Consider the following 13,446-nt stretch of genomic DNA (forward strand, 5'->3'; position numbering starts at 1 on the left):
GTGTGGATGACGCATCACCACCCAGGCACCTTTTCGAGATGTCGTGAGCCGATCAACGCTTTCTTAATGCTAAGCGCCGTTACTGAGAGGTGAAGAGCCGACCCGCGTCCGGAGGCGGCCAAAAGCGTTTTTGGCTCGAATCCCCATGGCTGCCCGACATTTTCCACTGGGAACACCGGGATTGACGCCTGGGACGACCGGGCGCGGCGCGCATGCTGGCAAGCATGCTGAAGAGGGGCTTTGTCGTGGAACCGCCGCGACGCGGAGTTATTCGAGGCGTGATGGGCTGCTTCGCCGCCGATTTCACCTGTCTGCCCGACCGGCGCGACGCATGAGCGACGCGCCGCACATTCCCGTGCTCGGCGTCGAGGCGGTCGCGCATCTCGCGCCGCGCGAGGGCGGCATCTATGTCGATGCCACCTTCGGGGCCGGCGGCTACAGCCGCGCCATCCTCGATGTGCCGGGAACCCAGGTCATCGCGATCGATCGCGATCGCACCGCGATTGCCGGCGGCGCCGAGTTGGTTGCGAGCGCTTCGGGCCGGCTGGCACTGGTCGAAGACCGTTTCTCGAATCTTGCCGAAGTCTGCGCCGCACAAGGCGTCGAGACGGTCGACGGCGTCGTGATGGATGTCGGGGTGTCCTCGATGCAGCTCGACCAGGCTGGTCGCGGCTTCTCGTTCCGTCTCGACGGTCCGCTCGATATGCGGATGGGGCAGACCGGGCCGACGGCCGCCGAAATCGTCGCGCGTGCCTCGGAAGGCGATCTCGCGGACATCATCTACCTCTTCGGAGAAGAACGGCATTCGCGCCGAATCGCCCGTGCCATTGTGGCGGACCGGCAGGAGACGCCGTTCACCACCACGCGCGCGCTCGCCGATCTCGTCGGCCGCGTGGTGCGCTCGAAGCCCGGTGAGATTCACCCGGCGACGCGGACGTTCCAGGCGCTGCGCATCTTCGTCAACGAAGAGCTCGAAGAACTCCAGACCGCGCTCGCCGCGGCTGAGCGCGTGCTCAAGCCCGGCGGCCGTCTCGTCGTGGTTTCCTTCCATTCGCTGGAAGACCGCATCGTCAAGAATTTCCTCGCAGAGCGTTCCAAGACCGGCGGCGGCTCGCGGCATCTGCCGGAGGTGGCGCAAACAGCACCGAGCTTCCACCTGCTGACGCGGCGGCCCGTGATCGCCGGCGAGGCAGAAGTCGCGCACAATCCGCGGGCGCGTTCCGCAAAGCTGCGCGCCGCCGAGCGCACCACGGCGCCTGCGCATCATGACGACGAGCCATCGTCCTGGCCAAAACTCTCCGACGTGATGAGGGGCGGCTAGCAGATGCGCTTCATCCACCTTCTCGTCATCGGCGCGCTGATCTTTGCGGCGGCCTATGTCTACCGGATCAAGATGGATTCCACCGCGCGCACCGAGAAGGTGCTGCGGCTGCATGCGGAGATCCGCGAGCAGCGCGATGCGATCGCGCAGCTGCGCTCCGAATGGGCCAAGCTCGATGCGCCCTTGCGCCTGCAAGGCCTGGTCGAGCGGCATCTGCCGCTCAAGCCCGTCAATGGCACGCAATATGATTCACTGAAGAACCTGCCGGATCGTCCGCCGCGGATGTTCCGGCCGGGCGAGCCTGATCCGATCGGGTCCATGATCAACACCATCGAAGCCGCGAGCGATCCCGATAGCGTGACCGGCTCGGTGCCCCAGCCCGAGGACAAGCAATGAGCGCTGTTCCGGCCAAACCCTCCGCGCGGCCAGCCGAGCCTTGGCGCCAGCGTCTGATCCGCAGCCTCCTCTACGGGCGCAATGTCGATCGCGCCGCGAAAGCGCGTGCGCGCGTCGGCCTTGCGATACTCGCCTTTGCCACCGTCTACACCCTGATCGCCGGCCGCCTCGTGATGTTCGCGATCGGCGCCGACGCCCACGGCGCGCGTCGTGCCGCCTCGCAGGAAGTGGTTGCGACCGCCCGGCCCGACATCGTCGACCGCAACGGCGCGATCCTCGCGACCGACGTCAAGGCCGCCAGCATGTTCGGCGAGCCGCGCCGCATCATCGACAAGGACGAGGCGATCGAGCTGTTGACCGCGACCGTGCCCGATCTCGACGAGGCCGAGGTGCGTGACCGCCTGAAAACGCGCAAGGGCTTCGTCTGGCTGAAGCGCGAGATCACGGCAAAGCAGCAGCAGGACATCCACAAGCTCGGCATTCCCGGCATCGGCTTCCTGCGCGAGAACAAGCGTGTCTATCCGACCGGCAACGAGGTCGCCCACCTCATTGGTCTGGTCAATATCGACAACCAGGGCATCGCCGGCATGGAGAAGTGGCTCGACAACCAGGGCCTCGCCGATCTCCATCGCGCCGGTTTTGCGACCGATCGCCTGCAAAAGCCGGTCGAACTGTCGGTCGATCTGCGCGTCGAGCACGCCTTGCGCGACGAACTGCTGAAGGCCAAGGAAAAGTTCCACACCAAGGCGGCCTCCGGCCTCGTCACCAATGTCAACACCGGCGAAATCATCGCCATGGTGTCGGTGCCGGATTTCGACCCGAACAATCCCAAGGAAGCCCACGACCCTGACCGTATCAACCGTCTGACCACGGGCGTCTACGAAATGGGGTCGACGTTCAAGGCCTTCACGCTCGCGATGGCGCTCGATACCGGCAAGTACGGCCTCGATTCGATGTGGGATGCGCGCGGGCCGCTGCACTACGGCAAGTTCGCGATTCATGACGACGAGCCGAAGGGCCGCTTCCTGAGCATGAAAGAGGTGTTCACCTTCTCCTCCAACGTCGGCGCCGCGCGCATCGCGCTGTCGCAGGGCGTCGAGGCCCACAAGGCCTTCCTGCGCAAGATGGGCCAGCTCGAACGGCTGCGGACCGAATTGCCGGAAAGCGCCTCGCCGATCGTGCCGAAACGCTGGGGCGATCTGAACACCATCACCATCTCGTTCGGCCACGGCATGGCCGTGGCGCCGTTGCAGGCCGTGATGGGCGTCAGCGCGCTGGCCAATGGCGGCCTGCTGATTCCGCCGACCTTCCTCAAGCGGTCGGAAGAGGAGGCGCGGGCGGTCGCCAAGCGCGTGATCAAGCCCGAGACGTCGGACAAGATGCGGTTCCTGATGCGGCTCAATGCTGAGATCGGCACCGCCAAGAGGGCCAACGTTCCCGGTTACTATATCGGCGGCAAGACCGGCACCGCGGAAAAGGTGATCAATGGCCGCTATGCCAAGAAGAAAGTGCTGACCGCGTTCACCGCGATCCTGCCGGCGGACAAGCCAAAGTACCAGCTCCTGATCATGCTCGACGAGCCGCAGCCGCTGAAGGAGACCTACGGCTTCATCACCTCGGGCTGGAACGCTGTTCCCACCGCCGGCAACGTCATCACCCGGATCGGGCCGCTGCTCGGCATCGAGCCCCGCTACGACTTGCCGCCCGCGGACCGCCTTATTCTTGCAGCATCCAGGACAACCCAGTAATCAACTGGGGTGGCCGCCGCCGCCGCTGATTCGGCTTTTCCTGACGATTCGGCGTTCCGGCGCGGCATGTCGACTGGAAGACCATGAAGCTGCGTGACCTCTTAGGCCAAGATGCTTTGGGCCATGAAGCCGCGATCGAGCCTATAGCGGGGGCGCTCGAGGTGACGGGCGTTGCGCTCGACAGCCGCGCGGTCAAGCCGGGCGATCTCTTCTTTGCGCTCGCAGGCAGCAAGACTGACGGTGCGCGCTTCATCGACGCGGCCATCGCGGCCGGCGCGCTGGCCGTGGTCGGGGATCACGCACCCGACGGCTGCAAGGTCCCGTTCATCACGGTCGCCAATCCGCGTCGCGCGCTGGCGCTGGCGGCGGCCAGATTTTTCCCGGCCCAGCCTGCGACGATCGCGGCGGTCACCGGCACCAGCGGCAAGACTTCGGTCGCCGCGTTCACGCGCCAGATCTGGGAACGGCTCGGCCACGCTTCGGCCAGCATCGGCACCATCGGTCTCGTCTCGCCCAAGCGCACCGTCTACGGTTCGCTGACGACGCCCGATCCGATCGCGCTGCACCGGCAGCTCGATGAGATCGCGCGGGAAGGCGTGACGCATCTCGCCTTCGAAGCCTCGTCGCACGGCCTCGATCAATATCGCCTCGACGGCGTGCGCATCGCCGCCGGCGGCTTCACCAACCTGTCGCGCGACCATATGGATTACCATCCGACCGTCGCGCACTATCTTGCAGCAAAGCTCAGGCTGTTCCGCGAACTCATTCCATCGGGTGGCGCCGCGGTGATCTCGGCCGATCATGATTGCTCGGCGGAGGCGATCGACGCGGCGAAGACGCGTGGTCTGCATGTGATGGCGGTGGGACGCAACGGCGATGGGGCAGGCGAGGGTATCCGCCTCCTCGAGGCCGTGGTCGAAGGCTTTTCGCAAAGGCTCAGCCTCGAACATCGCGGCAAACATCATGCAGTCCGGCTGCCGCTGGTCGGTGAATTCCAGATCGAGAACGCGCTGGTGTCGGCCGGCCTTGCCATCGGCACCGGCAGCGATGCAGCCCATGTGTTTGCGAGCCTCGAACATCTGGAAGGCGCCAAGGGACGGCTCGAGCGGGTCGGGGAGCGTAACGGCGCGCCTGTCTTCGTCGACTATGCGCACAAGCCCGATGCGCTGGCGAAGGCGCTGCAGGCGCTGCGGCCTTACGCCAGGCGGAGACTGATCGTCGTCTTCGGCGCCGGCGGCGATCGCGATGCCGGCAAGCGGCCGATCATGGGCGAGATCGCGGCCGAGAATGCCGATCGCGTCATCATCACCGACGACAATCCGCGCAGCGAGAAGCCGGAAGCCATTCGCGCCGCGATCCTCGCCACCGCCAGGGGCGCGCGCGAAATCGGCGATCGCGCGGCCGCGATCCGTGCGGCGATCGAGGAGCTGGAAGATGGCGATGCGCTGCTCATCGCCGGCAAGGGCCACGAGACCGGGCAGATCGTCGGCAGCGAGGTCCTGCCGTTCAGTGATCACGAGGCGGTCGCCGCCGCATTAGCAACGAGGGTCGCATGAGCGGGCCATTATGGACGGTTGCCGAGGTGGCGCGTGCGCTGGGTGCAACAGGATCATTCCCTGATACCCCGATCGACTTCGTCACCCAGGACAGCCGCCTGGTGAAGCCGGGCAGTCTGTTCGTGGCGCTATCAGGCACGCCGAGCGGCGGCTTCATCTCGGCCTTCGCAAGTGCGCGCGATGGCTGGGAGTTCGCGGACAAGGCGGAAGCATCAGGCGCGGTCGCGATGATCGTGCCGCACGAGATCGCGGGCATCAGTGTCCCGCAGATCGTCGTCAAGGACACGCTGATCGACGGCCTCTGGGGTCTCGCCCGCGCCGCGCGCGCACGCTTCAACGGCCCCGTGATCGGATTGACCGGCAGTGCCGGCAAGACGAGCACCAAGGAATTTTTGGCGGCCTATCCCAATGCCTATGCGAGCCCGTCGAGCTTCAACAATTTCTGGGGTGTGCCGCTGACGCTGTGCAATGCGAAGGCAGACGCCAGCCTTTGGGTGGTCGAGATGGGCATGAACCAGCCAGGCGAGATCGCGCGGCTCAGCGAGTTGACGCGGCCGACGGTCGCGCTCGTCGTCAACGTCCAGCCGGTGCATCTGGAAAAGCTCGGCTCGCTCGATGCGATCAGGCGCGAGAAAGTGTCGATCGCGCTCGGCCTGCCCGACGACGGCGTGCTGGTGCTCCCCGCCGGGCTCAAGGCGGCGGAATGGAAGGGCAAGGTGGTGCGCTTCGGCGAGCATGCCGAGGTGCACGAGGTCAAGCACGCGCGGCATGGCGAGAGCTGGCAGGTCGTGGCCGCGATCGGCAAGAAGGAGATCGCCTTCAGCCTGACGCCGGGCGCGCCGCACCGCGTGCAGAATGCGCTCGCCGCGCTCGCCTCTGTTCACGCCGCCCATCTCGATGTCGCGACGCTCGCGATCAAGCTCGATCGCGTCGGCATCATGACCGGCCGCGGCGTCGAGCAGGCGGTCGGCGGCGTCACCGTGATCGACGACAGCTTCAACGGCAATCCGGCGAGCGTCGCTGCCGCGCTGCAAAGCCTGCAGGCGCGCAACGTGACCGGCGGTCGCCGCATTGCGGTGCTCGGCGACATGCTGGAGCTGGGCGACGATGCCCCGCGCTACCACACCGCGCTGGCTTCGCATCTCCAAGGCATCGACGGCATCTATTGCGTCGGTCCCCTGATGCGGCACCTCTATGACACGCTTCCATCAGGCAAGGGGCTTGGCTGGCACGACGATCCTGCCACACTTAAACCCAGCGAGGTCGCTAGCCTGCTGAAGGCAGGCGATGTCGTGGTTGTCAAGGGCAGCAAGAAGATGTTCTGGGTCAACAAGTTTGTGCCGGGCCTAGTGGCCGCCTTGCAGGCAAAGGCGTAAACTGCTTGGAAGGCGCAGTTTCCGAATCCCACCCTTTGCGCCGTCCGGTTTCTTTGGGGTCGCCCGACCCCATGACGAAGACCAGAGAATGCGCGTCAGAGGTTGGGGCCTGAGCGAAGGCCGCGCGAAAGGCGCCATAGGACCGACTGAATGTTTTACTGGCTGATAGAGCTCTCCAACACATTTCCGGGCTTCGGTGCCGTGCGCACCGTTCTGAACGTCTTCCGCTACATCACCTTCCGAACCGGCGGTGCAATTGCCACCGGCGCGCTGTTCGTGTTCCTGTTCGGACCCTGGATCATCGATCATTTGCGCATCCGCCAGGGCAAGGGCCAGCCGATCCGCACCGATGGTCCGCAATCGCATCTGGCCAAGAAGGGCACGCCCACCATGGGCGGGCTGATGATCCTGTCCGGGCTGACCGTCGCCACGGTGCTCTGGGCCAATCCGCTCAATCCTTACGTCTGGATCGTGCTGGCGGTGACGCTCGGCTTTGGCTTCGTCGGCTTCTATGACGATTACCTCAAGGTGACCAAGCAGACCACGAGCGGCTTCGGCGGCAAGCTGCGCCTCCTGATCGAAGCGATCATCGCGCTGGTCGCCTGCTACGCGCTGGTGCGGCTGAACCGCGATCCCGCCTCGACCGCGCTGACGGTCCCCTTCCTGAAGGACACCGTGCTGCATTTCGGCTGGTTCTTCGTGGTGTTCGGCGCCTTCGTCATCGTTGGTGCCGGCAATGCCGTGAACCTCACCGACGGTCTCGATGGCCTCGCGATCGTGCCTGTCATGATCGCGACCGCGAGCTTTGGGCTGATCGCCTATCTCGCCGGCAACGCGGTGTTCGCCGATTATCTCCAGATCAAATATGTCGCCGGCACCGGCGAACTGGCGGTGCTTTGCGGCGCGCTGCTGGGTGCCGGGCTCGGCTTCCTCTGGTTCAATGCGCCGCCGGCCTCTATCTTCATGGGCGACACCGGCTCGCTCGCGCTCGGCGGCATGCTGGGCTCGATCGCGGTCGCGGTGAAGCACGAGATCGTGCTTGCGGTGATCGGGGGCCTGTTCGTGCTGGAGGCGGTCTCGGTGATCGTGCAGGTGGTATCGTTCAAGCTGACGGGCAAGCGCTTCTTCCGCATGGCGCCGATCCACCACCATTTCGAGCAGCTCGGCTGGACCGAGCCGCAGATCGTGATCCGCTTCTGGATCATCTCGGTGATGCTGGCGCTCGCCGGCCTTTCCACGCTGAAGCTGCGTTGATGATGGTGACGGCCCTGTATCCCCATTCTCGTCATTCCGGACGGCGCGAAGCGGCGATCCGGAATCTCGAGATTCCGGGTTCTCGCTGCGCGAGCCCCGGAATGACAGAGGCCCAATCATGATCCCCGTTACATCCTTTGCCGGCAAGACGGTCGCGGTGTTTGGCCTCGGCGGCTCGGGGCTGGCCTCGTGCCATGCGCTGAGGGCCGGTGGCGCCGAAGTGATCGCAGCCGACGACAATGCCGAGAATGTCACCAAGGCGGCGCAGGCGGGTTTCATCACCGCGGATTTGCGCAACGCCTCCTGGGACAATTTCGCAGCGCTGGTGCTCGCGCCCGGCGTGCCGCTGACTCATCCGGTGCCGCACTGGAGCGTGCTGAAGGCGCGCGAGGCAGGCGTCGAGGTGATCGGCGACATCGAGCTGTTCTGCCGCGAGCGGCGTCGTCACGCGCCGAACGCGCCGTTCGTCGCCATCACCGGCACCAACGGCAAGTCGACGACGACGGCCTTGATCGCGCATCTGACGAGGGTTGCCGGCTACGACACCCAGATGGGCGGAAATATCGGCACCGCGATCCTGTCGCTGGAGCCGCCGCGCACGGGCCGCGTCCACGTCATCGAGATGTCGTCCTACCAGATCGACCTCACGCCCTCGCTCGATCCCTCCGTCGGCATCCTGCTCAATGTCAGCGAAGACCACATCGATCGTCACGGCACGATCGAGCATTACGCTGAAGTGAAGGAGCGCCTGGTTGCGAACGTGCAGGCAGGCGGCACGTCCATCGTCGGCGTTGATGACGGCTGGTGCCGCGACATCGCCGACCGGCTCGATCGCGCCGGCAAGAACGTGGTGCGCATCTCCGTCAAGAATCCGCTCGCTTCGGGTATTCATGTCGAGCACGGCAGCATCGTGCGGACCGCGGGCGGCGCCCGCAGCGAGATCGCCAAGCTCGGCGGCATCGGCTCGCTGCGCGGCCTGCACAATGCGCAGAACGCAGCCTGCGCCGCTGCTGCCGCGCTCGCGATGGGTATCGGCCAGGACGTGCTTCAGAACGGCCTGCGCAGCTTTCCAGGCCTGGCACATCGCATGGAGCAGGTTGGTCGCCGCGGCAACGTGCTGTTCGTCAACGACTCCAAGGGCACCAACGCCGACGCTACAGCCCACGCGCTGTCGTCCTTTGCCGACATTTTCTGGATCGCCGGCGGCAAGCCGAAGGCGGGCGGCATCACCAGCCTGACGGGATTCTTCCCGCGCATCCGCAAGGCCTATCTGATTGGCGAGGCCGCGCAGGAATTTTCCGGCACGCTCGGTTCGGTCGCGCATGAGATCAGCCAGACACTCGACGTCGCGGTCGCGCACGCCGCGCGCGATGCGGAAGCATCGCGACTTGCGGATGCGGTCGTGCTGCTGTCGCCGGCCTGCGCCTCGTTCGACCAGTACCGCAATTTCGAGATCCGCGGCACCAGGTTCCGCGAACTGGTGCAGGCGCTGCCGGGCGTGAAGCCGGTGGTGTGAGGCGCGGCTGCTCCTCCGCTGTCGTCGCCCGGCCAGTGCGCAATTGCGCAGTAGCACCGGGCGACCCAGTATTCCAGAGACCGTGCTTGAGCCGAGGGGCCGCGGCGTACTGGATGCCCCGGTCGACCCGGGGCATGACAGAGTGTTTTGTGGCGTCTGCGGAGCTCATCTCGAAACATCCGCATTCCCTTAACCCTCCGGTAACCAACCTCGGCGACCAATGGACGGACCTCTGTCCGAAAGCGGCCGCCCATGCTCTCCCGTGAAGAACGCACCCCCTTTTCCGAGTGGTGGTGGACCGTCGACAAGCCGCTGTTCGGCGCGATCCTGCTCTTGATGCTGACCGGCGTCATCCTGTCGCTGGCGGCGAGCCCGTCGGTTGCGACCCGCATCGGGCTCGATCCCTTCCATTTCTTCAGCCGTCACGTGATGTTCCTGGCGCCGTCCTTCATGGTCCTGCTCGGCGTCTCCTTCCTGTCGCCGCGCGCGATCCGACGTTCGGCGCTGATCATCTTCGCGCTCAGCATCATCCTGATCGTGGTGACGCTCGCTATTGGCCCCGAGGTGAAGGGCTCGCGGCGCTGGATCACGCTCATCGGCGTCAATATCCAGGCCTCCGAAATCGCAAAGCCGTCCTTCGTCGTCATCGCCGCCTGGCTGTTCGCGGAATCGACCAGGCGACCGGAGATGCCGGCGACCTCGATGGCGCTGGTGCTGCTCTTGATGCTGGTCTCGCTGCTGGTGATGGAGCCGGACTTCGGCCAGACCATGCTGATCCTGATGGTGTGGGGCTCGCTGTTCTTCATCGCGGGCATGCGCATGATCTGGGTGTTCGGCCTCGCAGGCCTCGGCGCCGCCGGCCTGTTCAGCGCCTATCTGTTCGTCCCGCACGTCGCCGGCCGCATCAAGCGTTTCATGAATCCGGCTTCCGGCGACACCTTCCAGGTCGATACCGCAATGGAGGCGTTCTACAACGGCGGCTGGTTTGGCCTAGGGCCAGGCGAGGGCATCGCAAAACGGAACCTCCCGGACAGCCACACCGACTTCGTGTTCGCGGTCGCCGCCGAGGAGTTCGGCATCATCCTGTGCCTTGCCATGCTGGCGCTGTTCGCCTTCGTCGTCATCCGCACGCTGTCGCGCGCCTATGCCAATGAGGACATGTTCTCGCGCTTTGCGGCCTCTGGGCTGGCGATCCTGTTCGGCGTCCAGGCCGCGATCAACATGTCGGTGAACCTGCAGCTCATCCCCGCCAAGGGCATGACGCTGCCGTTCATTTCGTACGGTGGTTCCTCGATTGTCTCGCTGGCCTATGGCGTCGGCATGATGCTGGCGCTGACGCGGCTGCGCCCGCGCACCGAGGTCGAGGCCAGCGGCCACGCCGAGGCGATGCGGAGCTACGCGTAGTTTCCGGTAATGGTTGAATGCATCGCCCGGATGGAGCGTAGCGCAATCCGGGATGCTTATTCCAACCGCGAGACCCCGGATTACGCTGCGCTCGATCCGGGCTACGGACTCGTCATTGCGAGCGGAGCGAAGCAATCCAGACTGTTCCTGCGGATGCATTTCTGGATTGCTTCGCTCCGCTCGCAATGACGGGGGAGACACTGTAAAACGTGAATTATGGATCAATCTCCCCTGATTCTTCTCGCCGCGGGCGGCACCGGCGGCCACCTGTTTCCGGCCGAGGCGCTCGGCGTCGAGTTGATCCGGCGCGGCTTTCGCGTGCGTCTCGTCACCGATGACCGCGCGCTGCGCTACAGCGGGCTGTTCAGCAAGGACATGATCGACGTCGTCGCGAGCGAGACCGCGCGCGGCCGCAATCCGATCCAGCTCGCCTATGCCGGCCTCACGCTCGCCACCGGTACGCTGTCCGCTTACAGCCTGATCAGGCGATTGAAGCCCGCAGCCGTCGTCGGCTTCGGCGGCTATCCGACATTGCCGCCGCTGGTTGCGGCAAAATTCGCCGGCGTGCCCGGCATCATCCACGACGCCAATGCGGTGCTCGGCCGCGCCAACCGCTTCCTGTCGAGCCGCGTCGAGGCCATCGCGACGTCGCTGCCCGGCGTGCTCGACCGCGATCCGGCGCTTGCGGCTAAGACCACGACAGTCGGCACGCCGATGCGACCGGCGGTGCTCGCCGCGGCGGCGGTGCCCTATGCCGCACCTGAAGCGAACGGACCGTTGCGCCTGCTCGTCGTCGGCGGCAGCCAGGGGGCGCGCATCATGGCCGACATCGTGCCCGGCGCGATCGAGCGGCTCGAGCCCGCTTTGTGGGGCCGTCTCGTGCTGACCCAGCAGGTACGCGACGAGGATATGACCCGCGTGCGCGCGGTCTATGACAAGCTCAAGATCAAGGTGGAGCTCGCACCTTTCTTCACCGATCTGCCGGCGCGACTCGCCTCCAATCATTTGATCGTGTCGCGTTCCGGCGCCGGCACGGTGGCCGAGCTCGCCGCGATCGGGCGGCCCTCGATCCTGGTGCCGCTGCCGGGCTCGATCGACCAGGACCAGTTCGCCAATGCCGGCGTGCTGGCCAGGGTTGACGGCGCGATCCGCATCCCGCAGACCGAGTTCACCTCCGATCGGCTCGCCTCGGAGATCTCCGCCTTTGCCGCCGAGCCGGCGCGCCTCGCCGCCATGGCGGCCGCAGCCAAAGGGGCAGGCCGGCTCGATGCCGCCGAACGGCTGGCCGATCTTGTGATCAAAGTCGCGGGACTCTGACGCCTGTTCCGCCCCGGAATGGCCAAAAAAGCCCCTTGTCATGCCCCGCGAAAGCGGGGCATCCAGTACACGACGCAGCTGATTTGACTCTCAGGCGTCGCGGAATACTGGATCGTCCGCCTTCCGCGGACGATGATCCCAAGGAAACCACATGAGACTGCCGCGCGAGATCGGACCCATCCACTTCGTCGGGATCGGCGGAATCGGCATGAGCGGTATCGCCGAGGTGCTGGTCAATCTCGGCTATGCCGTGCAGGGCTCGGACGCCTCCGACAATTACAATCTCGACCGCCTGCGCAAGCAGGGCGCCAAGGTCTGCGTCGGCCACAAGGCCGGGAATGTCGACGGCGCCGAGGTCGTGGTGGTCTCTACCGCGATCAAGCGCGACAATCCGGAATTGATGGCGGCGCGCGAGCGGCGCATTCCCGTGGTTCGCCGCGCCGAAATGCTGGCCGAATTGATGCGGCTGAAGAGCTGCGTCGCGATTGCCGGCACGCATGGCAAGACCACGACCACCACGATGGTCGCGACCTTGCTCGACGCCGGCGGGCTCGATCCCACCGTAATCAACGGCGGCATCATCAACGCCTACGGCTCCAACGCACGTCTCGGCGCCGGTGATTGGATGGTGGTTGAGGCCGACGAAAGCGACGGCACGTTCCTGAAGCTGCCGACAGATGTCGCAATCGTCACCAACGTCGATCCCGAACATCTCGACCACTTCAAGACGTTCGAGGCGGTGCAGGACGCGTTCCGCCATTTCGTCGAGAACCTGCCGTTCTACGGCTTTGCCGTGATGTGCATCGATCATCCCGTGGTGCAGACCCTCGTCGGCAAGATCGAGGATCGCCGTATCATCACTTACGGCCATAACCCGCAGGCCGACGTGCGACTGCTCGACCTGACGCCGATGGGCGGCGGCTCGAAATTCAAGGTCGCCTTCCGCGATCGCAAGACCGGCGCCGTGCACGAGATTCCTGATTTGATGCTGCCGATGCCGGGCCGCCACAACGCCTCCAACGCGACGGCCGCGATCGCGGTGGCGCGCGAGCTCGGCGTCTCCGACGATGCGATCCGCAAGGCGATCGCCGGCTTCGGCGGCGTCAAGCGCCGCTTCACCAAGACCGGCGAGTGGAACGGCGTCACCGTGATCGACGATTACGGCCATCATCCCGTCGAGATCGCAGCCGTGCTCAAGGCAGCGCGGGAATCCACCAACGGCAAGATCATCGCCGTGGTGCAGCCGCATCGCTACACCCGCCTGCAATCGCTGTTCGAGGAATTCTGCACCTGCTTCAACGATGCCGACGCCGTCATCGTCGCCGATGTCTATGCCGCGGGCGAGACGCCGATCGATGGCATCGACCGCGATCATTTCGTCGCAGGTCTGCGTGCCCACGGCCATCGCGAGGTGATCCCGCTGCCGGCGGCGACGGAGCTTCCTGAAATCGTCAAGGGGCTGGCAAAGTCGGGTGATCTCGTCGTCTGTCTCGGCGCCGGCAACATCACGCAATGGGCCTATGCGCTGCCGGATCAATTGAAGGCGTTGGGGTAAGGC

The 13,446-nt window shown here is 65.5% G+C and carries 10 protein-coding genes; all 10 read left to right on the forward strand.

Annotated features, from left to right (window positions below; translation table 11 throughout):
• The first annotated feature begins 331 nt into the window (after positions 1 to 331).
• The 10 genes from rsmH to murC all read left to right on the forward strand — a co-directional run bounded on the left by rsmH (position 332) and on the right by murC (position 13,443).
• Positions 332 to 1,321: a 16S rRNA (cytosine(1402)-N(4))-methyltransferase RsmH gene (gene rsmH / locus ACNJX9_RS11465; RefSeq protein WP_439408839.1), complete on the forward strand. Its 990-nt coding sequence runs from the start codon at positions 332 to 334 to the stop codon at positions 1,319 to 1,321.
• Positions 1,322 to 1,324: 3 nt separating this feature from the next.
• Entirely contained in the window at positions 1,325 to 1,717 is a 393-nt protein-coding gene (gene ftsL, locus ACNJX9_RS11470; RefSeq protein WP_057754387.1) for a cell division protein FtsL, read from the forward strand.
• Complete coding sequence (locus tag ACNJX9_RS11475; RefSeq protein ID WP_439408840.1) at positions 1,714 to 3,465, forward strand: peptidoglycan D,D-transpeptidase FtsI family protein; 1,752 nt, start codon at positions 1,714 to 1,716, stop codon at positions 3,463 to 3,465. Before ftsL ends, ACNJX9_RS11475 begins: the two co-directional genes overlap by 4 nt.
• 83 nt (positions 3,466 to 3,548) lie before the next feature.
• Positions 3,549 to 5,021, forward strand: coding sequence for a UDP-N-acetylmuramoyl-L-alanyl-D-glutamate--2,6-diaminopimelate ligase (locus ACNJX9_RS11480; RefSeq protein WP_439408842.1), 1,473 nt, complete (start codon positions 3,549 to 3,551; stop codon positions 5,019 to 5,021).
• Positions 5,018 to 6,397, forward strand: a complete 1,380-nt coding sequence (locus ACNJX9_RS11485; RefSeq protein ID WP_439408844.1) for a UDP-N-acetylmuramoyl-tripeptide--D-alanyl-D-alanine ligase — start codon at positions 5,018 to 5,020, stop codon at positions 6,395 to 6,397. Before ACNJX9_RS11480 ends, ACNJX9_RS11485 begins: the two co-directional genes overlap by 4 nt.
• Positions 6,398 to 6,547: 150 nt before the next feature.
• On the forward strand, positions 6,548 to 7,651 hold the full coding sequence (mraY, locus tag ACNJX9_RS11490) for a phospho-N-acetylmuramoyl-pentapeptide-transferase (RefSeq protein ID WP_057754400.1): 1,104 nt from the start codon (positions 6,548 to 6,550) through the stop codon (positions 7,649 to 7,651).
• A 118-nt stretch (positions 7,652 to 7,769) separates the two neighbouring features.
• A complete protein-coding gene (gene murD / locus ACNJX9_RS11495) occupies positions 7,770 to 9,167 on the forward strand; it encodes a UDP-N-acetylmuramoyl-L-alanine--D-glutamate ligase (protein ID WP_439408846.1) in 1,398 nt (465 codons plus the stop codon).
• Between the two features lie 252 nt (positions 9,168 to 9,419).
• Positions 9,420 to 10,571 (forward strand): putative lipid II flippase FtsW, encoded by a 1,152-nt coding sequence (gene ftsW, locus ACNJX9_RS11500; RefSeq protein WP_057754406.1) that lies wholly within the window; start codon positions 9,420 to 9,422, stop codon positions 10,569 to 10,571.
• Between the two features lie 216 nt (positions 10,572 to 10,787).
• Entirely contained in the window at positions 10,788 to 11,888 is a 1,101-nt protein-coding gene (murG, locus tag ACNJX9_RS11505; RefSeq protein WP_439408848.1) for an undecaprenyldiphospho-muramoylpentapeptide beta-N-acetylglucosaminyltransferase, read from the forward strand.
• Between the two features lie 151 nt (positions 11,889 to 12,039).
• Complete coding sequence (gene murC, locus ACNJX9_RS11510; protein WP_439408849.1) at positions 12,040 to 13,443, forward strand: UDP-N-acetylmuramate--L-alanine ligase; 1,404 nt, start codon at positions 12,040 to 12,042, stop codon at positions 13,441 to 13,443.
• The last annotated feature ends 3 nt before the right edge of the window (positions 13,444 to 13,446 follow it).

This window comes from Bradyrhizobium sp. BLXBL-03, from assembly GCF_051853015.1.
In the GTDB taxonomy this organism is placed as follows: domain Bacteria; phylum Pseudomonadota; class Alphaproteobacteria; order Rhizobiales; family Xanthobacteraceae; genus Bradyrhizobium; species Bradyrhizobium manausense.

Coding starts and splice junctions, on each gene's coding strand:
- ACNJX9_RS11480 (WP_439408842.1), top strand. CDS start 3,549: ATGAAGCTGCGTGACCTCTTAGGCCAAGATGCTTTGGGCCATGAAGCC.
- mraY (WP_057754400.1), top strand. CDS start 6,548: ATGTTTTACTGGCTGATAGAGCTCTCCAACACATTTCCGGGCTTCGGT.
- ftsL (WP_057754387.1), top strand. CDS start 1,325: ATGCGCTTCATCCACCTTCTCGTCATCGGCGCGCTGATCTTTGCGGCG.
- ftsW (WP_057754406.1), top strand. CDS start 9,420: ATGCTCTCCCGTGAAGAACGCACCCCCTTTTCCGAGTGGTGGTGGACC.
- ACNJX9_RS11475 (WP_439408840.1), top strand. CDS start 1,714: ATGAGCGCTGTTCCGGCCAAACCCTCCGCGCGGCCAGCCGAGCCTTGG.
- ACNJX9_RS11485 (WP_439408844.1), top strand. CDS start 5,018: ATGAGCGGGCCATTATGGACGGTTGCCGAGGTGGCGCGTGCGCTGGGT.
- murD (WP_439408846.1), top strand. CDS start 7,770: ATGATCCCCGTTACATCCTTTGCCGGCAAGACGGTCGCGGTGTTTGGC.
- murG (WP_439408848.1), top strand. CDS start 10,788: ATGGATCAATCTCCCCTGATTCTTCTCGCCGCGGGCGGCACCGGCGGC.
- rsmH (WP_439408839.1), top strand. CDS start 332: ATGAGCGACGCGCCGCACATTCCCGTGCTCGGCGTCGAGGCGGTCGCG.
- murC (WP_439408849.1), top strand. CDS start 12,040: ATGAGACTGCCGCGCGAGATCGGACCCATCCACTTCGTCGGGATCGGC.